The sequence below is a fragment of the Albidovulum litorale genome (assembly GCF_025751495.1).
GTDB lineage: Bacteria > Pseudomonadota > Alphaproteobacteria > Rhodobacterales > Rhodobacteraceae > Albidovulum > Albidovulum litorale.
This window is the reverse complement of the sequence record NZ_JAOWKZ010000002.1, coordinates 705277-727903: the sequence shown is the minus strand read 5'-3', so window position 1 is coordinate 727903 and position 22627 is coordinate 705277. Positions and strand designations below refer to the sequence as shown.

Annotated in this window: 21 protein-coding genes; 6 read left to right on the top strand and 15 right to left on the bottom strand. The window is 62.1% G+C overall.

What is annotated here, in order from left to right:
• Nucleotides 1–89: 89 nt before the first annotated feature.
• The 4 genes from OEZ71_RS09415 (at nucleotide 90) to OEZ71_RS09400 (ending at nucleotide 3119) form a co-directional block, all read left to right on the top strand.
• Nucleotides 90–938, top strand: a complete 849-nt coding sequence (locus OEZ71_RS09415; protein WP_263739693.1) for a peptidylprolyl isomerase — start codon at nucleotides 90–92, stop codon at nucleotides 936–938.
• A gap of 23 nt (nucleotides 939–961) precedes the next feature.
• Nucleotides 962–2392 (top strand): bifunctional glutamate N-acetyltransferase/amino-acid acetyltransferase ArgJ, encoded by a 1431-nt coding sequence (argJ, locus tag OEZ71_RS09410; RefSeq protein WP_263739692.1) that lies wholly within the window; start codon nucleotides 962–964, stop codon nucleotides 2390–2392.
• A gap of 14 nt (nucleotides 2393–2406) precedes the next feature.
• Nucleotides 2407–2805, top strand: a complete 399-nt coding sequence (gene mutT / locus OEZ71_RS09405; RefSeq protein ID WP_263739691.1) for an 8-oxo-dGTP diphosphatase MutT — start codon at nucleotides 2407–2409, stop codon at nucleotides 2803–2805.
• A 176-nt stretch (nucleotides 2806–2981) separates the two neighbouring features.
• Nucleotides 2982–3119, top strand: coding sequence for a hypothetical protein (locus OEZ71_RS09400; RefSeq protein WP_263739690.1), 138 nt, complete (start codon nucleotides 2982–2984; stop codon nucleotides 3117–3119).
• Between the two features lie 51 nt (nucleotides 3120–3170).
• On the opposite strand, the gene infB is transcribed toward OEZ71_RS09400, so the two are convergent.
• The 7 genes from infB to OEZ71_RS09365 all read right to left on the bottom strand — a co-directional run bounded on the left by infB (nucleotide 3171) and on the right by OEZ71_RS09365 (nucleotide 10459).
• Nucleotides 3171–5693: a translation initiation factor IF-2 gene (gene infB / locus OEZ71_RS09395; RefSeq protein ID WP_263739689.1), complete on the bottom strand. Its 2523-nt coding sequence runs from the start codon at nucleotides 5691–5693 to the stop codon at nucleotides 3171–3173.
• Nucleotides 5690–6319: an RNA-binding protein gene (locus tag OEZ71_RS09390; RefSeq protein ID WP_263739688.1), complete on the bottom strand. Its 630-nt coding sequence runs from the start codon at nucleotides 6317–6319 to the stop codon at nucleotides 5690–5692. The genes infB and OEZ71_RS09390 overlap by 4 nt, the downstream gene beginning before the upstream one ends.
• Nucleotides 6320–6342: 23 nt before the next feature.
• Entirely contained in the window at nucleotides 6343–7956 is a 1614-nt protein-coding gene (nusA, locus tag OEZ71_RS09385) for a transcription termination factor NusA (RefSeq protein WP_263739687.1), read from the bottom strand.
• Nucleotides 7957–8526: a ribosome maturation factor RimP gene (gene rimP / locus OEZ71_RS09380; RefSeq protein WP_263739686.1), complete on the bottom strand. Its 570-nt coding sequence runs from the start codon at nucleotides 8524–8526 to the stop codon at nucleotides 7957–7959.
• A gap of 154 nt (nucleotides 8527–8680) precedes the next feature.
• The gene (gene tspO, locus OEZ71_RS09375; protein WP_263739685.1) at nucleotides 8681–9139 is read right to left on the bottom strand and encodes a tryptophan-rich sensory protein TspO; all 459 of its coding nucleotides are present in this window, start codon (nucleotides 9137–9139) and stop codon (nucleotides 8681–8683) included.
• A gap of 109 nt (nucleotides 9140–9248) precedes the next feature.
• Nucleotides 9249–9875 carry a LysE family translocator gene (locus OEZ71_RS09370; RefSeq protein WP_263739684.1) on the bottom strand — a complete coding sequence of 209 codons (627 nt, stop codon included), beginning with the start codon at nucleotides 9873–9875 and terminating at the stop codon, nucleotides 9249–9251.
• A 170-nt stretch (nucleotides 9876–10045) separates the two neighbouring features.
• Nucleotides 10046–10459, bottom strand: a complete 414-nt coding sequence (locus OEZ71_RS09365; protein WP_263739683.1) for a group II truncated hemoglobin — start codon at nucleotides 10457–10459, stop codon at nucleotides 10046–10048.
• A gap of 102 nt (nucleotides 10460–10561) precedes the next feature.
• Here OEZ71_RS09365 and OEZ71_RS09360 point away from each other — a divergent pair, with 102 nt between their 5' ends.
• Nucleotides 10562–11413 carry an EamA family transporter gene (locus OEZ71_RS09360; protein WP_263739682.1) on the top strand — a complete coding sequence of 284 codons (852 nt, stop codon included), beginning with the start codon at nucleotides 10562–10564 and terminating at the stop codon, nucleotides 11411–11413.
• 28 nt (nucleotides 11414–11441) lie between these two features.
• Here OEZ71_RS09360 and OEZ71_RS09355 read toward each other — a convergent pair whose 3' ends face one another.
• The gene (locus tag OEZ71_RS09355) at nucleotides 11442–13862 is read right to left on the bottom strand and encodes a GcvT family protein (RefSeq protein WP_263739681.1); all 2421 of its coding nucleotides are present in this window, start codon (nucleotides 13860–13862) and stop codon (nucleotides 11442–11444) included.
• A 183-nt stretch (nucleotides 13863–14045) separates the two neighbouring features.
• Here OEZ71_RS09355 and OEZ71_RS09350 point away from each other — a divergent pair, with 183 nt between their 5' ends.
• On the top strand, nucleotides 14046–15572 hold the full coding sequence (locus OEZ71_RS09350; protein ID WP_412175615.1) for a trimethylamine methyltransferase family protein: 1527 nt from the start codon (nucleotides 14046–14048) through the stop codon (nucleotides 15570–15572).
• A 33-nt stretch (nucleotides 15573–15605) separates the two neighbouring features.
• On the opposite strand, the gene OEZ71_RS09345 is transcribed toward OEZ71_RS09350, so the two are convergent.
• From OEZ71_RS09345 to OEZ71_RS09315, 7 genes are read right to left on the bottom strand one after another with little or no spacing between them, the layout of a single operon-like run.
• The gene (locus OEZ71_RS09345; protein ID WP_263739680.1) at nucleotides 15606–16589 is read right to left on the bottom strand and encodes an arginase family protein; all 984 of its coding nucleotides are present in this window, start codon (nucleotides 16587–16589) and stop codon (nucleotides 15606–15608) included.
• 10 nt (nucleotides 16590–16599) lie between these two features.
• Nucleotides 16600–16968, bottom strand: a complete 369-nt coding sequence (locus OEZ71_RS09340; RefSeq protein WP_263739679.1) for a carboxymuconolactone decarboxylase family protein — start codon at nucleotides 16966–16968, stop codon at nucleotides 16600–16602.
• A gap of 1 nt (nucleotide 16969) precedes the next feature.
• The gene (locus OEZ71_RS09335) at nucleotides 16970–18658 is read right to left on the bottom strand and encodes a thiamine pyrophosphate-binding protein (protein ID WP_263739678.1); all 1689 of its coding nucleotides are present in this window, start codon (nucleotides 18656–18658) and stop codon (nucleotides 16970–16972) included.
• 3 nt (nucleotides 18659–18661) lie between these two features.
• Nucleotides 18662–19453 (bottom strand): alpha/beta fold hydrolase, encoded by a 792-nt coding sequence (locus OEZ71_RS09330; RefSeq protein WP_263739677.1) that lies wholly within the window; start codon nucleotides 19451–19453, stop codon nucleotides 18662–18664.
• A gap of 6 nt (nucleotides 19454–19459) precedes the next feature.
• Nucleotides 19460–20056: an amino acid synthesis family protein gene (locus tag OEZ71_RS09325; protein WP_263739676.1), complete on the bottom strand. Its 597-nt coding sequence runs from the start codon at nucleotides 20054–20056 to the stop codon at nucleotides 19460–19462.
• A 13-nt stretch (nucleotides 20057–20069) separates the two neighbouring features.
• Nucleotides 20070–21122 carry an LLM class flavin-dependent oxidoreductase gene (locus OEZ71_RS09320; RefSeq protein ID WP_263739675.1) on the bottom strand — a complete coding sequence of 351 codons (1053 nt, stop codon included), beginning with the start codon at nucleotides 21120–21122 and terminating at the stop codon, nucleotides 20070–20072.
• A gap of 21 nt (nucleotides 21123–21143) precedes the next feature.
• On the bottom strand, nucleotides 21144–22625 hold the full coding sequence (locus tag OEZ71_RS09315) for an aldehyde dehydrogenase (RefSeq protein WP_263739674.1): 1482 nt from the start codon (nucleotides 22623–22625) through the stop codon (nucleotides 21144–21146).
• Nucleotides 22626–22627: the final 2 nt, after the last annotated feature.

Sequence of the window (22627 nt, the reverse complement as noted above, 5' to 3'; positions counted from 1 at the left end):
GCAGGCCTTCACTGGACCATCGCGATGTAAGGGTCTGCCGTGCGATAGTCAACGCTGCCTCCATGGGCGGCCCTTAAGGAGACGTCACGATGTTGAAACCGGCCCACATTCTCGGCGCTTTCGCGGTGTCGCTGGCACTTACCGGCACGGCCCGCGCCGAAGACCCGACGGCCGAGACTGTCGTGGCAACTGTGAACGGTACGGAAATCACGCTTGGCCACATGATCGCGCTTCGCGACAACCTGCCAGCGCAGTATCTGCAGCTTGATGACAAGACCCTGTTCGACGGCATTCTCGACCAGATCATCCAGCAGGTCGCCCTGTCGGAAGAGGCCGAGGCCAATCTGCGCAAGCGCGATACCTTGGTGCTGGACAACAATCGTCGTAGCTATCTTGCGGGCGTGACTCTGGATGAGACGGCAAAAGCCGCTGTGACGGAAGAGAAGATCGCGGCGCTCTTCGAGGAACGCTATGCCGGCCAGGAGCCGGGCAAAGAATACAGTGCTGCCCATATCCTCGTTGAGACCGAGGAAGAGGCAAACGCGCTCAAGGTCGAGATTGACGGTGGCGCTGACTTCGCGGTGAAGGCCACTGAAAAATCGACGGATCGTGGATCGGCAGCTGCCGGTGGCGATCTGGGCTGGTTCGGTGTTGGCATGATGGTCAAACCCTTTGAGGATGCCGTCATCGCGATGGAACCGGGTCAGGTCTCTGAACCCGTTGAGTCTCAGTTCGGCTGGCACATCATCAAGCTGAACGAGGTGCGCAGTGCGGCCGCCCCGACCATCGACGACGTGCGTGATGAACTGGCGGGCGAGTTGCAGGGCAATGCGGTTGAAGAAAAGGTCAAGGCGCTGACGGATGCGGCCGCAGTCGAGAAGATGGTCGAGGGTATCGACCCGGCGATCCTGAAGAAGACGGAACTTCTTGATAACTGAACACTCCAGCGAGGAGATTGGCGATGGCCAAGAAAGGCAATGACTGGAAGGCCGAGGCGAAGAAGCTGAAAGGCAAGCTCAAGAAGCTGCGCAAGCAGTTTGACGAGGATGTCCGCCCGCAACTGGAAGAGGCTGCAGGGGATGCCTACAAGGCGGTCAGCGGCGCTGTTTCGGAGGTGGCTACCGCGGTCGCTGCCAAGACGAAGAAGGCCAATCCGGTTTCTCCGCTGGCACCCAAGAACGGGTTTCCGGCCCTGCCGAAGATCGCCGGGGTCGAGTTCGCCGCGATCGAGGCCAATGTCCGCTACAAGAACCGCACTGACGTGATGCTGGCCCGGCTTGCGCCCGGCACTGCCATTGCAGGGGCTTTCACCCGCTCGTCGACCCGCGCGGCTTGCGTTCTGGATTGTCAGGCCAAGCTGAAGAAGGCGGCGGGGCCGAAAGACGGCGCTGCGATCATCGTCAATTCCGGTAATGCCAACGCCTTTACCGGCGCGCTGGGGCAAGAGGCTGTCGATGCCGTCACCGGAGGCGTTGCCAAGGCGCTCGGCATCCCGGCATCGCGGGTCTTCTCCTCCTCCACAGGCGTCATCGGCGAACCGCTGCCGCATGAGCGTATCACGGCGAAACTCGACGATCTGAAGGCGACGCTCTCGGGCGATGCGATCGAACTCGCTGCCCGCGCGATCATGACGACGGACACTTTCCCCAAAGGGGCAATGGCCGAGGTGGAAGGCGAAGGTGGCAAAATCCGTATCGCCGGTATCGCCAAGGGGTCGGGCATGATCGCGCCGGACATGGCGACGATGCTGGTCTATATCTTCGCCGACGCGAAAATCTCTGCTGCCAACCTACAAAAGATGGTCTCGCGTCAGACCGACCAGACCTTCAACGCGATCACGGTAGACAGTGACACTTCGACCTCCGACGCATTGATCGTTGCTGCGACCGGCAAGTCGAAGGCGGCAGAGATCGGCGATATGCGGTCGAAGACCGCCAAGGCGTTTGAGGCTGCGTTGCGCGACGTGATGATGGACCTGGCGCATCAGGTCGTTCGCGACGGCGAAGGCGCCACAAAATTTGTCGAGGTCCGCGTGACCGGTGCCTCGGATGCCGCAAATGCCCACCGCATCGCCATGGCCATCGCAAACTCGCCTTTGGTTAAGACCGCGATTGCCGGTGAAGACGCAAACTGGGGCCGTATCGTCATGGCGGTAGGCAAGTCCGGCGGCAAGGCGGATCGCGACAAGCTGTCGATCCGGTTCGGCGATATCCTCGTCGCCGAAAACGGCTGGCGCAGCCCGGATTACTCTGAGGAACAGACCTCGGCCTATATGAAGGGCGACGAACTGCTGATCCAGGTCGATCTTGGCCTCGGTAAAGCCGCCAAGAGCGTCTGGACCTGTGATCTGACCCACGGCTACATCGATATAAACGCCGATTACCGGTCGTGAAGCAGGGGGCGTCGGTGAAGGTCATACTGGTCTCTGCCGTCGCCCTGATCGACGTGGACGGTCGCGTGCTGCTGGCCAAGCGACCCGAGGGGAAGTCCATGGCTGGCCTCTGGGAGTTTCCAGGCGGCAAGGTGGAGCCGGGTGAAACGCCTGAGGCCGCGCTCATTCGTGAATTGCACGAGGAGCTGGGCATCGACACCTGGAAAAGCTGCCTTGCGCCGTTGACCTTTGCCAGTCACGCCTATGATGACTTTCACCTGTTGATGCTGGTCTTTGCCTGTCGCAAATGGCAAGGCACGCCGCAATCGCGTGAGAATCAGGAACTGGCCTGGGTCCGGGCCAAGGATCTTCGCAACTATCCGATGCCGCCTGCCGATCTGCCGCTGATTCCCGTATTGCGTGATTGGCTTTGACATTTCCTCATTTTATGCAACTATAGGTTGAGGAAGTTTCCCGCCGATCGGCAGCGATAGCCAATAATCGTTTCCAAATAGGGGAAAATACCGCTACAAATCCGGGTCAGTCATTAGTGCCCTGTTAACGAGTGATCGCTATCGTCATAGCAGCCCGCCGTTGGGGAGTTTACGCGATGCTGCGCACCATCACTCTTGGGAGTTGCGTCTCCGTTCAGGGAGTTTTCGAGCGTCAGCTCGAAAACGGGAAGATTCTCGTCCGGGTCGGGCAACTTATCTTTGAAGGATATCCAGTCACGAAAAAGGCCGCGTGAACTCAGGCGACCTTTTGGTTGTGTTCGAATGGGGCCGCGAGGCCCCTATTTTTATGTTAGCTTGCGCTCTACTTCTTCGCGCTCGAAGATTTCGATCACGTCGCCCGGACGGATGTCTTCGTAATTCTCGAAGGCCATACCGCATTCCTGACCGGATTGGACTTCTTTAACTTCGTCCTTGAATCTCTTGAGGGTTTTCAGCGTGCCCTCGTGGATCACCACATCGTCGCGCAGGAGTCGAACACCGGCCGACCGGCGGGCGATACCTTCGGTAACGAGACAGCCCGCGACCTTGCCGACGCCAGAGACCTTGAAGACTTCCTTGATCGACGCATAGCCGATGAAGTTTTCACGAATCTCGGCCGAAAGCAGGCCGGAAGCCACAGCTTTCACATCATCTACAAGGTCGTAGATGACCGAGTAATAGCGGATCTCTACACCTTTCTGGTTTGCGGCAGCCCGTGCTGGAGCGTTGGCCCGGACGTTAAAGCCGATCACCGGAGACTGGCTGGCTTCGGCCAGGCCGATATCCGATTCGGTGATCGCGCCGACGCCGTAATGCAGCACGCGGACGCGGACTTCGTCGTTGCCGATTTTTTCCATAGCCTGAACAATCGCCTCGGCAGAGCCCTGGACGTCGGCTTTCACGACGATCGGCAGTTCTGAGACGTTCTTGTCTTCCTTGGCTTTCGCCATCAGCTGTTCAAGTGTCGTGGCGGCGCCAGCGGCAGCGCGTTTGTCCTTGGCGGCCTGCTCACGATAGCTCGCGATTTCGCGTGCCTGCGCTTCGGTTTCGACGACGTTCAGGACGTCACCGGCCTCGGGCGTGCCGTTCAATCCCAGAACCTCAACCGGCACCGAAGGCCCGGCCTCGCTCACCCGCTCGCCCTGATCGTTGATCAGCGCACGGACCTTGCCCCACTGTTCACCGACGACGAAGATGTCACCCTGCTTCAGTGTGCCGTGCTGCACCAGAACGGTGGCAACCGGACCCCGGCCGACATCGAGCTTGGCCTCGATCACAGCACCCATCGCGGCACGATCCGGGTTGGCCTTCAGTTCCAGAATCTCGGCCTGAAGCGCGATGGCTTCCAGCAACTCATCCAGACCCTTGCCGGTCGTGGCGGACACCTCGACATCCTGCACATCACCCGACATCGCCTCGACGACGACTTCGTGTTGCAGCAGATCGGTGCGGACCTTCTGCGGATTGGCCGAAGGCTTGTCGCATTTGTTGATGGCCACGATCATCGGTACCTTCGCGGCCTTGGCGTGGTTGATGGCTTCGACCGTCTGCGGCATGACCGCGTCGTCGGCGGCGACGACCAGAACGACGATATCCGTCACTTGGGCGCCCCGCGCCCGCATCGACGTAAAGGCCGCGTGGCCCGGCGTGTCGAGGAAGGTCAGAACCGCACCAGACTCGGTCGTCACCTGATAGGCACCAATATGCTGGGTGATGCCACCGGCTTCGCCGGAGACGACGTTAGTCTTGCGAATCGCATCGAGAAGCGAGGTCTTGCCGTGGTCGACATGGCCCATGATCGTGATGATCGGCGGGCGGGACACCAGATCCTCGTCCTTGTCATCTACGGTGTCGATGACCTGTTCGACATCGGCGTCCGAAACCCGGACGGCCTTGTGGCCAAATTCCTCGATCACCAGTTCGGCGGTGTCGGCGTCAATGGGCTGGTTCATATTGACCATCATGCCCATCTTCATCAGCGCCTTGACCACGTCAGCGGCACGTTCGGCCATCCGGTTGGCCAACTCGGACACGATGATCGTCTCGGGAAGCTGGACGTCACGCACCTGCTTTTCGGCGCGGACATTCATGCCCATCGCTTTCTGGCGCGCACGTTCCTGTTTGCGCTTCATCGCGGCGAGCGAGCGCTGGCGACCGCCATCGCCCGAAAGCGCTTCGTTGAGTGTCAGCTTACCGGACCGGCGACCCTCGTCGCGGCCGCCCTTGCCACGGGTATCCCGTTCGGCTGCTCCCCGGTCGCGTTCGCGATCGGTCTTGCGTGGGCCGGAGGAGCTGACACCTTTGGTTTCGGCTCGGGCCGCAGCAGCTTCCGCGGCTGCCTGATCGACAGGTGCCGACTTCGCGGCGGGCTTCTTGATTTCTTCCTTGCGGGCCGCGCGCGCCTCGGCTTCCTGGGCCTTGCGGGCATCTTCCTCGGCCTTGGCCTTCAGCGCTTCCTCGCGCTCGCGATCCTCGCGTTCCTTGGCCTCTGCCTCGGCCCGGCGACGCTCGCGCTCTTCCTCGCGCTGGCGCTCCTCCTCCGCGCGCTGCGCGGCTTCTTCGGCCTCGCGCGCCTTGGCGGCCTGCAAAGCCTTCAGGCGTCGCTCCATCTCGGCGTCTGAAATCCCGGCAGGGCGACGCGACGGATCGCCTGCGCTGGCAGCACCACCGCCCGACGCGGCGGGTGCACCCGGCTTCGGCACGACAACGCGCTTGCGCTTCGTCTCGACGACGACGCTCTTCGTGCGGCCATGGGAAAAGCTCTGCTTCACCTGACCGGAACGCCCGCCCCCGAGGCCGAGGGGTTTTTTACCGTCTGTTTCGCTCATGCCGACTTTGCATCCTTCCCGGCGGACCTTCCGCCGTCATTCTTTCTCAGACCAGAAAGCTTTGCCGCTTCCTCTACAACACGATTACTCAATCCGCCAGCGCCGAGCGCGCCGTGTATCACACTATCGCGGCCAAAGGCCAGACCGAGCTCTGACGCGGTCAGGCAGCCGAACCAGCGACCGCCTTCGGGTGTCCACAATTTGCCCTTGCCGCGTTCCGACCCGTCAGAGGCCTGCAGCAGGACTTTGGCCTTGCCGTCGGCCAGCCAGCCCTTGACCTTCTCGAACCCGGCCACCGCGCGGCCCGCCTTGCGGGCAAGGGAGATATGGTCGACGACGCGCTTGGCAAGACCCGCCTCGACCAGATCGGGCAGATTTTCGGCGGCCGTGACCTGCGCCTTTGCTGCGCGGGAAAAGAGGCCCTTCTTCACCGCCTTGGCGATCATCTCGCGATCGGCCGTGACCCACATGCCCCGGCCCGGCAGCTTTTCGCCAAGATCGGGAAAGACCTGACCTTCAGGAGAGACGACAAAGCGGACAAGCCCCGTCTTGGGCTGCACGTCACCGGTGACGATGCAGCGCCGTTCGGGCTGGTCTCTATCCTTGTCGCGTCCCCCTCGGGTCATATGCGATCCTCCCGATGCCCATATCAGGCCTCGGCCCCCTCTTCAGTTTCCTCGCCCTCTTCCGCATCGGCCTCAAGCTCGGCCGGGTCAACCCAGCCAAGCTGGATACGGGCGGTCATGACAAGAGTCTGCGCCTCTTCAAGGCTCACGTCGAACTTCTCAAGAATGCCGTCATCCTTGACCCGCTCGCCATTGACGGTGGTCCAGCCACCGGCCAGTTCCCAGTCCGCGCAGGTCGCGAAGTCCTCGATCGTCTTCACGCCGTCATTGGCCAAAGCCTCGATCATCTGGGGCGTCAGGCCCTCGAAGTTGATCAGGCTATCCTCGACGCCCAGTGCACGGGCGTTTTCCAGCGCCTTGCGGTTCTGTTCCTCGATCACGTCGCGGGCGCGGGCCTGAAGCTCTTCGGCGGTGCCTTCGTCCACGCCTTCGATCGACAGAAGCTCGTCCAACTCAATATAGGCGACCTCTTCGAGGCTGGTGAAGCCTTCCGAGACCAGAAGCTGGGCGAAAAATTCGTCGAGATCCAGCGCTTCGACGAAGAGCTTGGTGCGTTCGGCAAACTCGGCCTGACGGCGCTGGCTTTCTTCCTCTTCGGTGAGGATGTCGATATCCAGCCCGGTCAGTTGCGAGGCAAGCCGCACGTTCTGACCGCGACGACCGATGGCGAGCGACAGCTGCTCATCGGGCACCACGACCTCGATCTTGCCGGCCTCTTCGTCGATGACGACCTTGGCCACTTCGGCGGGTTGAAGAGCGTTCACGAGGAACGTCGCCTGATCTTCATTCCAAGGAATGATGTCGATCTTCTCGCCCTGAAGTTCGTTGACCACCGCCTGGACGCGGGAGCCGCGCATGCCGACGCAGGCGCCGACCGGGTCGATGGAATTGTCGTAAGAGATAACGCCGATCTTGGCGCGAGACCCCGGGTCACGGGCCACGGCCTTGATCTCGATGATGCCGTCGTAGATCTCCGGCACTTCCATCTTGAAGAGCTCCGCCATGAACTGCGGATCGGTGCGCGACAGGAAGACCTGCGGGCCACGCGCCTCGCGGCGGACATCCTTGATGTAGCAGCGGATACGGTCGTTCGGGCGATAGCTTTCGCGGCCGATTTTCTCGTTCCGGCGCAGAACGGCTTCGCCGCGGCCGATATCGACGATGATATTGCCATATTCCTCGCGCTTGACGATGCCATTGATGATCGTGCCCGCGCGGTCCTTGAATTCCTCGTACTGACGGTCGCGCTCTGCCTCACGGACCTTCTGCAGGATGACCTGCTTGGCCGATTGCGCCGCGATCCGGCCCAGATCGACCGGCGGAACCTCGTCCACGATCTCATCGCCGACCTTGGGGTCGTCGAGATACTGCTTGGCCTGCGCCACGGTCAGTTCGGCCTGATAATTCTCGACCGCATCATCCTCAACCACGGTGCGGACGCGGGTGAAGGTCGCGCGGCCCGTCTTGCGGTCGATCGCCACGCGGATATCCATCTCGGCGCCGTAACGCGACTTCGCCGCGCGGGCTAGGCTTTCTTCCATCGCTTCGATGACCAGACCGGGGTCGATCATCTTCTCGCGCGCGACCGCCTCGGCGGTTTGCAGCAGCTCAAGCTGGTTGGCAGAGGTAATCGCCATTCATTCCTCCTCGGAAGTCTCTTCTTCGATTGTGTCAAACGCGGCTTCGTCGACCGTCTCGGTCGCCTTCTTCTGCCGCAGCATTTCGGTGATCAGCTCATCGGTCAGGACCAGTTTCGCATCGGCCAGCCAGTCGAACTGCAACCCGATCGTGCCTTCCTCGATCTCGACCAGAACCTCGTCGCCCTCGGTCCCCGCGATCACGCCCTTGAAGCGCTTGCGCCCGTCAATGAGTTCGCCGGTCTCGATCTTGGCCTCATAGCCCTTCCAGGCGTCGAAATCCTTCAGCCGGGTCAGCGGCCGGTCGATGCCGGGCGAGGAAACTTCAAGGTTATACTGATCCTCGATCGGGTCCTCGACATCGAGAACGGCCGAGACGGCCACGGAAATCCTGCCACAATCATCGACGTCGATCCCGCCCTCGGGCTTGTCCGCCATGATCTGCAAGGTCTTGGTGTTGCCGCCCATCAGCCGGATGCGCACCAATTCGAAGCCCAGACCTTCGATGGTCGGGGTCACGATCTCGGCCAGGCGCCGGTCAATGGCGGTTTTCGCGATAAGGTCGGACATCGGCTCTTCAGACAACAAAAAACGGGCCCAGCGGCCCGTCGATCTTTCCCGGTGGGCTGTGAGTTTGGACCCCGCAGCCGCGCTGTTGAAAAGCGATATAGGGGAAGGTGGGCGAGTCTGCAAGCGCTGATGCGCGCCGTCACAGAGGATGCCCCTACGCTGCCACCGGATTGTTCCGCCAGATCCAGAAATTCAGCGCCGTCGCCAAGGACAACCACACAAGGTAGGGAACAATTATCAGCCCAGCGATCCAGTCCAGACGCCAGTAGGCCGGGATCATGGCGGCGACCGTAAGCCAAAGAAATCCGATAATGATCAGGCCGGATCGGATATGGTGGCCTCCGAAAAAGACGGGGGTCCAGAGTGTATTGAGCGCGATTTGCAACGCCCAGAGGGCCAGCGCGATTTCCGCACCCGGCAGACCTGCTACGCGCGTCGCCGCAATCGCGATGAGGACATAGAGCGTGGTCCAGACCACCGGAAACGCCCAGCGCGGCGGGGTCCAGTCGGGTTTCGTCAAGCCGTCATACCATGTACCAGGCTGAAATATCATGCCGGTGGCCGCCGCCGCCGCGCATGCGGTGATAAAAATCAGGAACACCATAAGATTCATTCGCCCTCCGCTCCCGATGGACTAACGAATCCTGAAGGCACGGGTTCCGAAGTCCATGGTTGCCTTTTGATACCGCATTTGAGTGCCCAAGTACGTTTTGCATGTCCAGTCAGATGTCCAGAAATCCAATCACCACACCCACCGCGATCAGCATTACGCCTGCCCCCACATTCAACCGCCAGAGGGCCGTTGGTGACTTCAGCAAGCTCCGGGCCTCGCCTACCAGAAGCGCCAGCATCAGGTTCCCGGCCAGCGGAACCAGCATTGAGGCTATCACGATTGCGGCGATATCAGCACTGGTGACGTGGCGCAGGTCAAAGAACCCCGGCAGCACACCCATGTAAAACAGCACCGCCTTCGGGTTGCCGAGGATCGCGGCGACACCCGCCATGAACCCGGCCCATCGTCCCGGCCGGGTCAGACTGCGGTCGGTGGAGACCGGTGCCCCGGCCTGATGGACCAGAAGCCATCCCATGGTGATGAAAACTAAAACCGCGATGTAGCGCATGACGGTCATGAAGTGGTCGAACTGGTCGACGATCCATGCCAGTCCGAAAATTGCAACCAAAGGCCAGATCAGATCGCCCAGTGTCACTCCGATAGCCAACGGCCACGCGCTTGCAAAGCCACCCGAAAGGGCGCGGGCGGTGATCGCGACCCAGACAGGGCCCGGCGTCAGCCACAGAAGGCCCACGGCGCCGGCATAAAGCAAGATAGAGGCGAGGCTGACGGTCACGGGCTCTGTTGCGCTCAGATGGATTCGGTTGCCGTACGCTTACTTCACCGTGGTCATGCACGAAATAGCCTGCGTGCCGTCATCTGGGCGATGTGCATAATACCGAGACTGAACTCAGCCGCCCGGACAACCAGAAATGCGTCAGGGCAGACTTCTGCCCGAAAAGTGCGTCAGGCACTGGCACGAACGCCCCAATCGGTCAGGTCGTTGACGAGCATCATACAGATGCGCCGCAGTATCGCGCGCAGACGGTCGATTTCGGGCCCTTTCAGACCGTTATCCGCCAACGCCTGATCCATGCATTTCAGCCAGTCTTCCGCTGTATCGATTGAGATCGGCACATGGGCGTGCATCAGCCGTACATCCATATGGCCGTGCTTTTCCTCATAGTAACGCCGTCCGCCGAGAAACCCGCTGAGGAAATTGAACTGCTCCACCCGCGCATGATCCAGCCCGTGCCCCCGGATATGCAGGGTTCGAAGCCGGACGCCATCGTCGGAATACTCAACGATATCGTAGAAATCCTCGACAAGTTTGCGCAGGGCATCCTCGCCTCCGATATAGTCGATCATGGCCTGCGCCATTCAGCTTCTCCTGCGGGAATCATATTCCTTATGGGACAATACTTTTCCTTTTAAGAATACCAGAAAGTTCTGTAGGATGCCACTAGTTCTACCCCATGGGAGATGTCTTTGGTCAGTCTTGCGCTTGGACTCATTGCCGCACTTGCTTGGGGTGTGCATGATTTTCTCGTCCGCTTTCTCGGCGGCGGGCTGATCATTCCTTCCGCTTTGCTTATCGTGCTCTCTGTCGGCACAGCGGTTACCTTGCCGATTGCTGTCGTATCGGGTGGATGGTCAGGCTTGGCCATGTCCGAGTTCTCCGCCGCGATGGGGTCCGGCCTGGCCTATGCGCTTGGCTCCTACTGCCTCTATCGGGCCTTTGCCGAGGGGCCGGTGCGGCTCGTCGCCCCGATTATCGGAGCCTATCCCGTGATAACGGTCGCGCTGGCGTGGCTGACGGGCAAGGCTGTTCCGGTTTCCGACTGGTTGGCCGTTGCGGTCATCGTGACGGGGGTCGGGCTGGTCGCCCGGCTTTCCGGTGCGGGTGACCGGACCGGGCAACGTCGGCGGGCTGCAGTCAGCGCGGCGATATCCGGGATTGCATTCGCGGCCGCCTTTGCGCTGGCTCAGTCGGCGGCAAGCGGCAGCGCGGACTGGCCCGCGATCATGGTGATCCGGGCGGCTGCGATTGCTGGGGTCGTTGCATTCCTGTTGACCGTGCATCGCGGACCCGTTGCGCCGGAAACCGGACAGTTGCCGGTTCTGGGTGCGATGGGTCTTTTAGACGCGACGGCGCTGTCTCTCGTGACCATCGCGGGTTCCCTTCCCAACCCTGAATATGCCGCCGTGGTGACATCCATCTTCGGCGTTGTCACGGTGATCCTCGCGCATGCCATTTTACATGAGCGGATGACAACCGGGCAGTGGTTCAGCGTTTTCGTCGTCTTTTCCGGCGTCGCTATGTTAGGGTTTTGACGGAGGCGACCCCTTCACAGATGCGGACTCACGCGCGGACAAGAAGATTCTGCGGATCATAGAGTGCGGCGTCGATGACGACTGCGGGTACCGGTTCCCCGATGACCTCTACGGTCAGGCTTGTTCCCTCTGCCGCAAATCCGGGATCAACGAACGCATAGGCGATGTTGCGCCCTACCCTATGCCCCCATCCTGCCGAAGTGACAGTGCCAACGACGCTGCCTTCCATCACCACGCTGTCTCCGCCATGCGCTGGCGCGTGGGTGCAGTCGAGCACCAGCGACACGAGCTGGCGGCGCGTGCCCTCTGCCTTTCGCCGCCCAAGCGCCGCTTTGCCGATGAAATCGGGTTTGGATAGATCGACGAAGCGATGAAGGCCGGTCTCGAACGGGTCAAATTCGGTAATGAGGTCGGCCTTCCAGTGCAGATAACCTTTTTCGAGGCGCATGGACTCAACGGCTTGGGAGCCAAAGAGCGTGAGCCCATGCGCCTCGCCCACCTTCCTGAGCGCGAGATAGGCGGAATAGAGCAAGGCATTGGGTACATGAATTTCATAGGCGAGTTCGCCCGAGAAACTGACGGCCATTACCACGGCCGGCGCGATGCCGACGAATGCTCGGCGAACCGCGAGCCAGGGGAACCCCGCCGCCGACCAGTCACCGCGCGATGCCGCCGCAAGCACATCGCGCGATTTCGGTCCGGCAAGGACCAAGATGGTATAGTCGTTGGTCAGCGAACGGAGTTGAATGTCTTTGCCTTTCGGCAAATGCGCCCGGAGCCAGTCCATGTCATGCCATTCCGACGCCGCCGCCGAGCCGTACCAGATGGTTTCCGCGTCGAGATTGGCAAGCGTCGCCTCGCCCTTCACGCAGCCATGGTGATTGAGGAGGTAGCCGAGACCGACGCGGCCCGGCTTTTTCGTCACCTGCCCGCAGAACATCGTGTCGAGCCAGTCACGCGCATCCGTACCGGTGATCTCGATCCGGTTGAAGCCGTTCACCTCGGTAAGTCCGACGCTCGCTTGCAGTGATTTGATCTCCTTGGCCACCACATCGAAGGCTTCGGTGAAGCGGAAGGAGTGGGTTTCGTGGAAATCGGCGGAGGGTTTGATATAGGCCATCCGCTCCCAACCGTTGACCGTGCCGAACTCCGCCCCCTCGGCGGCGAGAATCGGGGTCAGCGGGGTTGTCTTCATCGGACGACCGGCCGGGCGGTGTTCATGCGGGAAGTGGAAGCGGAATTCGTTCTGGTAATCCTCGATGGCCTTCAGCGCGGTCAGTTCGACATTGGCATGGCCGGTGAAGCGGCGGGGATCGAGGCACCAGGTATCGTAGCAGGCCTCGCCATGAACGATCTGCTGCGCCAGAAGCCAGCCATGGCCGCCCCCTTCGCCGAGACCTGCGCGCAGACCGATGATGCAGAAGGCGTTGCGTTTGCCGGGGATGGGGCCGACCAGCGGCGCGCCGTCGATCGTGTATGTAATCGGTCCGTTGACGACGGTATGGATGCCCACCTCCATCAGCGCTGGCATCCGGGCAAAGGCGCCTTCCAGAACATCGGTCACGCGGTCGAGGTCGTCGGGGCAGAGCGCGTTGACGAAATTCGGGTCGATCCCGTCCATGCCCCAGGTCTTGCAACCCTGTTCGTAGAACCCGACCAGAAGGCCGTTCTTTTCCTGCCGACAGTAATAATCGCTGATCGGGCAGCGCAGCAGCGGCATGCGGTGGCCTGCCTCGCGGATCGCGGGAATCTCCTCGGTCAGGAAATACTGGTGTTCCATCGAGGCGACGGGATGGTGGACGCCCATCATCGCACCGACCTCATTCACTCGGTAGCCACAGGCATTGACGACGATCTCGCAATGGATGTCGCCATTTTCAGTATGGACCGTCCAGCTATCGTCCTTGTGCTGCGTGAGCCCGGTGACGGGAGTATTACGATAGACCTCGGCCCCGGCCTTGCGGGCGCGGCGGGCGAGCGCCTGGCAAAGCTGGGCGGGGTCGATATCGCCGTCGAGCGGGTCCCAAAGCCCGCCGATGAGGTTGTCGGTTGAGATCAGCGGATGGCGCCGTGCACATTCGGCCGCGTCGATCACCTCGAAATTGACGCCCATTCCCTTCGCCATCGAGGCGAAATGGCGATAGCCCTCCATCACCCGCTCGGTATTGGCCAGCCGGATGCCGCCATCGCCGTGGTGGTAGTTGATCGGGTATTCGGGGTCTTCGGCTAGTTCCTTGTAAAGCCGGATCGAATGGCTTTTCAGACCGACCATGGTCTGGTTCATGCCGAAATTCGTGACCTGCGCGGCGGAATGCCAAGTGGTGCCTGAGGTCAGTTCATTGCGCTCCACCAGCACGACATCGGTCCAGCCTTCCTTAGTCAGGTGGTAAAGCGTCGAGCATCCGGCGATACCGCCGCCGATCACGACAACGCGGGTCTGGGTCTTCATCTGCGGAACTCCGGGCAGTTGTACTTTCAAATGAGTTGCGGCAGGGCCCGCCATCCGGTCAACGGCGTGACGACAAGTTTCGAATTTCCTTCGCAATTCGTAGAAATCTTGAAACTGGAACTCCGGGCTTGTCAGGCCGCGTTCCTCCGCGCGTAACTGAACGCATTGCACATGGAGCGAGCGATGACGGGGATGTCGGGCAGACGGGCTGGGGGCCGTGCAGAACGGGTTGCGAAGCGCGCGGCGCCGCCCGAGGTCAATCCCTGCCCACCGGGCCAGCTCGGCGGGGTCTACAAACCCTTGAGCGAGCCCGAGATCATCGCGATCTATGAGACTGCGATACGTCTTTTGGCCGAACTCGGCATGGGCGAGGTTCCGCCAATCCTTGCCCGGAGGTTCCTGGATCATGGCGCAGAGCGATCGGGCAACCGCATTCTTTTCCCGCGCGGGATGGTGGAATGTGCGATCCGTGTCGCGGCTAAGGAGTTTACCTTTCATGGCCGCGATCCCGCCCGATCGATTCATGTCGGCGGAGAGCGGGTGCATTTCGGCACTGGCGGAGCGGCGGTCCAGACGCTTGATCTAGATACCGGGCACTATCGCCCCTCCACATTGCGCGACCTTTACGACTTTACCCGCTTGCAGGACACGTTGACGAATGTGAGTTGGTTCACCCGCTGCTGCGTCGCGACGGACATGGCCGACCCGTTCGATCTGGACGTGAATACGGTATTCGCGCTTTTGAAAGGCACAACGAAGCCAGTCGCGACCTCGTTCACGCTGGCCGAACATGTGGCGCCGATCCTGCGGATGGTCGATATGGCACTCGGAAAGGAGGGAGATTTCCGAAGGACTCCTTTTCTCAAGGCCCATATCAGCCCGGTCATCTCACCCATGCGGTTCGGCGAGGACGCGGTGGAAGTGACTCTGGCCTGCATGGAGCATGGGTTGCCGATTTCCTGCATCACGGCAGCGCAATCGGGGGCTACGGCACCGGCGACGCTTGCGGGCTTCCTCGCCCAATCGCTGGCCGAAACGCTGGCGAGCCTGATCATGGTGAACGTGATCCAGCCCGGTTATCCGATGGTCTTTTCCAATTGGCCCTTGGTCATCGACCTGCGAACCGGAGCGTTCTGCGGCGGCGGTGGCGAGATTTCGGTGATGAACGCGGCCTCGGCGCAGATATCGAACTGGCTCGGTCTGCCGTCGGGTGTCGCGTCTTCCATGACAGATGCCAAGGCTATCGACGCGCAATATGGGGTAGAAAAGGCAATGTCGTCGCTCGCCGCCGGGCTGGCGGGCGGCAACCTCATCTATGAGAGCTCGGGCATGATGGCCTCGCTTCTGGGCGCGTCGTTCGAGGCGTTCATTCTGGATGACGAGATGCATTCGATGATCTACCGCACCCTAAGGGGTGTCGAGGTCAACGAGGAAACACTCGGCTTCGACGCGATCTGTGAAGCGGTCACCGGGGCGGGGCATTTCCTTGGCGGCGCGCACACGATCGCCGCCATGCAGCGCGATTACTTTTATCCGCGTTATGCCGACCGCGACGCGCCCGTCACCTGGGCCGAAAAGGGCCAGAGCGATGCCTGGGTGCGGGCACGCAAGGCGGCGCGCAATATCCTCGACACCCACAGGCCGGACTACCTGTCACATGACGCCGAGGCGCGAATTCGGGGCGAGTTCAACATTCTGCTCGACACCTGATTGTGAGTCTCACCAAATGCGCACGGTAACGCATCAGGCAGGGCCGGTCCGGTTTTCGGCGATCAAGGAGATTATCTCGAACATCACAGCCCCGGCCGAAAGCGCGGTGGTATTGTTGGGGCTGTCCTTCGTGGGCATCATGCAGACCACATCGCCGCCAACGATGTTCATGCCCCGCGCCGCGCGCAATAGGCCCACCGCCTCGTCGATATCAAAGCCTTTCGCGCCAGGTTCCAGATTGGACACACCGGGCGCGATGGTCGGGTCGAGGCAGTCGAGGTCGAAGGTGATATAGACCGGACGGCCCGCCAGCACCTCCTTGATCTGGGCGATGACATCGGCCAGCCCGCGTTGGCGGAACTCTTTCATCGTCACGACATTGTAGCCGTAATCGTAGGATGGCTGCAGCCAGTCGAGCGTGCGGGGATGGCCCCGAAGCCCGATCTGCATGGACCTCGTCGGATCGACCTGCCCCTGATCGGCGAGGTACGCGCCCCAATGGGCGGCCGATTTCTCCGCGCCAAGGAAATGGTCGACCTTGGTAAAGACGTCGGTATGGGCGTCGAGATGGAGGAAGCTGACGGGTTCGCCGCCCGCGATCTTGCCACGCCCAAGCGCCTGAACAATGCCGCCGGTGATCGAATGATCGCCGCCGACCGAGACGGGCCGCGCGCCCGCCGCGTCGATGCGTGTGTAGAAATCGGTGATCTGCTGGATGCAGTCTTCGTTGTCATTGGCGCGGGGGAAGGGCACGTCGCCCACATCGACGATCTTCGCCGCCTCCCACGGGTTGATCCGGAACTCACCATGAACCCGGCGTTGCACGGCCGAGACATGGCGCAAGGCGCGCGGTCCCAGATGCTGGTCGCGTTCGGTCGTACCGTTGCCGGTGGAATGGGGCACACCGACAAGGGCGATATCGGCGCCTTCGGGCGGTTCGTTCGGGCAGCGGAACAGGGTGGGGATGCCCCACCAGTAGAGGTTTTCCATCATCGAACGGTCGTGTTCCTCGGCCATCTGCCCCTCCCTAATCCTTGTCGTGGCGCTCCACCTCCTCCATCAGGATCGGCACGCCGAGCGCCATGGAATGGATGCCCATGATCGAAGTCAACTGCATGACCTCAAGAATTTCCTCCTTGGTCGCCCCGGCCTTCAGCGCGTTCTGGATGTGTCGCCGCACGCCCGAGGGCCAGAGATGGGTCGTGGCGACGTTGATCGCGATGAAGATCAGTTCCTTGTATTTCTGCGGGAGTGGCCCCTTGGTCTGCGGCACGGCGCGGAAGGCGAGGAAGGTTTCCAGATAGTCCGGGTCCATCTCGGCCAATGTGTCCCACATCGGGTTCCAGTCGCCGGTGGCGCGCTGCGCCTCGGTCGCGGGATACTTCTTGTCGGCCATCTCAGCCCCCCCTGTGCTTGAAACTGTCGCGGCGGAAGCTGTAAAGCGCCGCCGGGTCCACGGCCACGTCGATGACGGCGGGCTTGCTGCAGGTCAAAGCCGCCTCGATCGCCTCGGCCATGCCTTTCAGCGTATCGGCGCGGTAGCCCTTGGCGCCGTAAAGCTCCGCCAGCTTGTCGAAGGGCGGGCTGGAGATGTCCGCCCCGATATAGCGCCCGCCGAAGAAGTCGCGCTGATAGGCCTTCTCGGCGCCCCAGCAGCCGTTGTTCATCACCACCGTGACCGTGTTAATGCCGTGATCCACGGCGGTCGACAGTTCCGACACGGTCATGCCGAAACCGCCATCGCCCATCAGGCTGATCACGGGCCGGTCGGGCGCGGCCAGCTTGATCCCGAGGCCACAGGCGAAGGAAAAACCGACAAGACCGAAGTCGAGGGGCGTGAACAGGCTTTTCGGTGTCCAGTAGTTCAGCGCGTCGGTGGCCTGAAGGCAGAGTGTCCCTGCATCCATCGTGACTGCCGCGTCCTTGGGCAGCACGTCGCGTAGCGTCTTGAAGAGGCCTGATGGATGGATCGGCATCGCATCGACCTGCGCGTCGGCATCGCGCTTGGCGAGAAAGGCCTGACGCTCGGCCTTGTAGGCTTGCGTCCATTTGTCGGCGCTGGCGCGGTCCCTGATCCGCCCGATGGCCTCGGTCAGTTGCGTGGCGGCCGTCGGCGCATCGGCCCAGATGCCAAGCGCCACCGGGAAGTAGCGGCCGATGGCGGTCGGTTCGAGTTCCACATGGATGATCGCAGCGTCGCGGTTGATGTTGTCATAGCTGTAGAAGGTGGCGTTGAAGCCGATCCGCGTGCCGAGTGCCAGGATCACATCGGCCTCGCGCACCAGACGCGAGGCGACGATATTGCCGCGCGGGCCCATCTGGCCCGCATTCAGGGGATGGCCGAAGGGGATCGCATCGCCATGACCGGGGGAGGTGACGACGGGGGCGTTCAGCGCCTCGGCCAAAGCCAGCGCCTGAACCTGGCCGCCGGTATTCTTGATGCCGCCGCCCGCGATGATCACAGGACGGGACGCGCCCGCCAGCATCTTTGCCGCCTGCGCGATGGCCTCGGCGGGCGCGGCGGGCACGGATTGGCTGCGATAGGTTTCGGGCGTCTGGAAGCTGTCGAACTCCGCCTGTGCCGACAAAACGTCGCGCGGCAGGTTCAGTTGCACCGGGCCGCGACGCGGGGTCATTGCCACGCGGAACGCCTCGCGCACCATTTCCGGCACGCGGTCGGCGCTCGTGGCCGTCCAGGTTTTCTTGGTGATCGGCGTGAAGAGCGCCTGCTGGTCAACCTCCTGAAAGGCATCGCGGTAGACATGCGATGAGGCGAGCGACCCGGCGATGGAGACGACCGGCGAATAGGCGGCCTTGGCCTGCCCGAGCCCGGTGACAAGGTTGGTGGCGCCGGGACCGTTCTGGCCCGCCAGCACCACGCCCGCCCGGCCGCTCATCCTTGCATAGCCGTCAGCCATATGGGTGCCGGTGCGTTCGTCATGCACACCGATCAGGCTGATCTCGGAGGCATCGTAAAGTGCGTCGAACATCTCCATCGTCGCCGAACCGATCAGCCCGAAGACATGCCCCACCTTCTCTGCCTTCAGCGCCTCGACCGCTGCCTGTCCGCCTGTCAGCTTTGTCATGGTTCAGTCCTTTCCGTGGATACGGCCAAGAAACCTAAGGATCGGGTTCAGGAAAAGCTGCGGCTCTTCCAGCAGGCCGAGATGTTGCAGGCGCGGGACGATGATCGTTTCTGCGCCGGGGATTTCAGCGGCGATGCCATGGGACATCGCCGGGGTGCTGCCCGTATCATTCTCGCAGGTCATCACCAGCGAAGGGTGCGGGATCGGCGGGGCAGGGCGAACCAGTTCCACGACGCCCGAGGCCAGTACCTGCCGGTGCCTGGTGTAGTTGTCCGGGTGATTGGCAAGAACCGTCTCACGGACCCAGTCCACCGTTTTGGTATTGCTTTCGCGAAAGCCCGGCGTAAACCAGCGTTTCAGCGTTTCGGTGATGGTCGCCGCAGGGCCGCCCGCCCCGGTCGCTGCCGCACGCTCCTCGACCAGCCGTTGTGCTTCGGGCGAGCGTTCATGCGGTGAATTCAGGATGATCAGCGCGTCGCAGCGGTCCGGGTGATCCATCGCGAAGCGGCGGTTGATCATGCCGCCGAGTGAAAAGCCGATCAGCGTGGCGCGGCGAATGGAAAGCGCATCCATCAGGTCGCGCAGCTGGTCGGAGAGTACCGTGAGGCTCGGGATCTGTTCCGGCAGGGCACTTTCGCCATGGCCGCACAGATCATAGGTCAGCACCCGGTAGTCGCGCGCCAGAACAGGCGCGACATCCGCCCATGTCGCACGGCTGAGGCCAAGCCCGTGGATCAGGACAAGGACCGGCGCATCGGCCGGTCCTGTCAGGTCATAGGCGGTGCCTCCGGCCATCATGCCTCAGACACCCGCCGGGTTGTCGACATCGCGGCCCATCTCTTTCAGGTCCTGATAGCGGTCGCCGATCCGGTGCAGGGGGTGGCCGCCGATGGAGGCACCAAGCGCCACGATGATCTCATCCTCTGCCGGGGCATCCTGCACGGAAAGATGGATCGTCTGGTAATGTGACCGCCGCCCGCCATCGTCCTTGTCCATCAGGGGGATCATCAGCGATGTACCCGCAGCACCCCGCGTATTTGTAAAGGCGAGGTAGGTCTTGGCCTTCACCGCATCGCGGAACTGGTTGCCGAACCACAGCGAATGGGTCAGCGCCTGTGCATGCTCGATCTCGCCACCCATGCCCACGACCGACGCCTTGCCGTAGCCTTCCAGCCGGTCGCCGGTGACATCAAGGATCATGCCGGTCAGCAGTTTGCCGATCTCGGGGCCAAGGTCGCGCACCTCCGGGCTCAGGTCCTCGACCCAGCCGCGCCCATGCCACGGGTTCTTGATGATGACCATGGCCGCGATCAGCTTGGTCGGCACGGGCACGCCCTTGCCGCCTTCGATATGGGTGGTCTGGATATTGAGGATCGTCCGTCGGATTTCGGCGGGCATTCGGCGTGTCCTTTCAGGCGTCTTCTTTGACTTTGGCAAAGGCGGGGATGACCTCGTTGCAGAACAATTCCATCGAGCGTTTCTGCTCGACATGGCCGAGGCCGAGGCTGGCGTAATAGATGAAGCTGTCCACGCCGCGTTCCTCATAGCCCTTCAGCCGCTTGATGATCTGGTCGGGCGTGCCGAACATCAGGTTGTCGGACAGCATCTGGGGATCGTATTCGGCGCGGTTTTCGAGATCTTCCAGCGGGATCTGCCTGGCAAAGCCGTTCTTCACGTCGCCGAGATTCTTGAAGAGGTTTTCGAACTGCGACAATTGCCGCTTGGCCGCCGCGATCGGCACCCCGATCTGGTCGGCGCGGTCCACCAGCGCGGTATGGCGCATCATCGCGATCTCGGGGCGCTTCTTGCCGGGATGCTTTGCCAGTGCGTCGTTCAGGCGTTCAAGATAGAGGTCGACCTCGGACATGGGGCGGGTCAGCGGCCAGGACATGATGTTGTAGCCATGCTCGACCGCGTAGTCGAAGGTGATTGGGGCGCGGGCGGCCACCCAGATCGGCACCTGTTTCTGCACCGGCTTCGGCACCGAGGTTGATTTCGGGAACTGCCAGAACTCGCCGTTGTGCTCGTAGTCCCCGGCCCAGAGCGCCTTCACCGTCGGCAGCATCTCATGCATGTAACGCCAGGCGTCGGATTGCTTGAGACCCGGATGCATGCGGTCGAATTCCCGCTGATAGGCGCCCGAACCGATGCCAAACTCCAGACGCCCGCCGGTCAGAAGGTCGGTCATCGCGGCCTCTCCCGCCAGCCGGATCGGGGTCCAGTAGGGGGCGACGGCAACGGCGGTGCCAAGCCGGATGCGGGTCGTATGGTCGCCCCACCATGTCAGCAGCTGGAACGGGTTCGGCGCGATGGTCATCTCCATCGCATGGTGCTCGGCCGCCCAGGCGATCTCGAACCCCGCGCGGTCGGCCATCTGGACCATTTCCAGCGTGTGGCGGGCGACATCCTTCATGTCGAGGCTGTCGTCGATCCGCTCCATGTTGATGGCGAGTTGGAATTTCATCTTTCTCTCCGTTGAATTAGCTCAGCGCGCCACGAACTGGCTGCCAAGGGGGGTGTCCGAGGTGTTCATCCAGACGGTCTTTGGCCGTGTATAGTCATAGACCGCCTGAAACCCGCTTTCGCGGCCGTAGCCGGAATTCTTCATGCCGCCGAATTCGGCGATGGGCGACACCGCGCGGTAGGTGTTGACCCAGACGATGCCCGCCTTGACCGCGTCGACCATCCGGTGGGCACGGGCGCCGTTGCGGGTGAAGATACCGGCAGCCAGCCCGTGTTCGGTGTGGTTAGCCAGCCGTATGGCATCCGCCTCATCCTTGAAGCGCAGGACCGACAAGACGGGGCCAAAAAGCTCGGTATCGACGATGCGCAGGTCGGGGTTCGGGCAGTCGATGATGGTGGGCGCGTAGAAGCGGCCCGGCAGATCGGCGACACGGTGGCCACCGCAGACAAGCCGCCCGCCCTCGGTCTGGGCATGGGCAACCTCGCGTTCGATGTTTTCCAGCTGCCCCTCGGTGCAGATCGGTCCCATCTCGGTTTCCTCGGCCAGAGGGTCGCCGATGCGGATCGTGCCTGCGATCTCGGCCATGCGGGCGAGGAATTCGTCGGCGATGGCGTCATGCAACAGAAGCCGCGAGCCCGCGACGCAGCTTTGCCCGGCCGCGCCGAAGATGCCCGAGACGGCCCCGTTCACGGCACTGTCGATATCGGCGTCGTCAAAGACGATGAAGGGCGACTTGCCGCCCAGTTCCAGCGACACCTCGGCGAAGTTGTTGGTGGAGTTGTTCAGGATCAGCCGCGCCGCATTCGGGCCGCCGGTGAAGGAGATGCGCGCCACTTTGGGATGCGAGGTCAGCACCCGGCCGCAGGGATCGCCGTGCCCGGTGATGATGTTGACGACGCCGGGCGGGATGCCCGCCTGCTCGATGAGTTTCCCGAATTCCAGCATTGCGGCCGAGGCGAATTCGGACGCTTTCAGAACCACGGTATTGCCTGCGGCCAAAGCCGGGCCGATCTTTACCGCTGACAGGAACAGCTGCGAATTCCACGGGACCACGGCGGCGATGACACCCAGGGGCTCGCGCTTGGTGAAGACGAACATGTCGGGCTTGTCGATCGGCAGCGTCTCGCCATGGATCTTGTCGGCGGCACCTGCATAGAAGTGAAAGAATTCCGAGATGTATTTCGCCTGCCAGCGGGTTTCCTTGAACATCTTGCCGGTGTCGATGCTTTCGATCCGGCCCAGCTCCTCGGACCTCTCGGCCAGGAGGTCGCCCAGACGGCGCAGGCAATGGCCGCGCTGGGTTGGCGTCATCGCCTTCCACGGACCGGTGGAAAAAACGCGATCCGCCGCAGCGACAGCCCGGTTGACGTCGTCAGCCGTCGCCTCGGGGATGCGCGCCCAGACAGCGCCCGTGGCGGGATTGACGCTGTCGAAAGTCTTTCCGTCCGATGCCGCGACCCATTCTCCGTCGATCAGCATCTGGTAGGTCTTGATATCGCTCATGA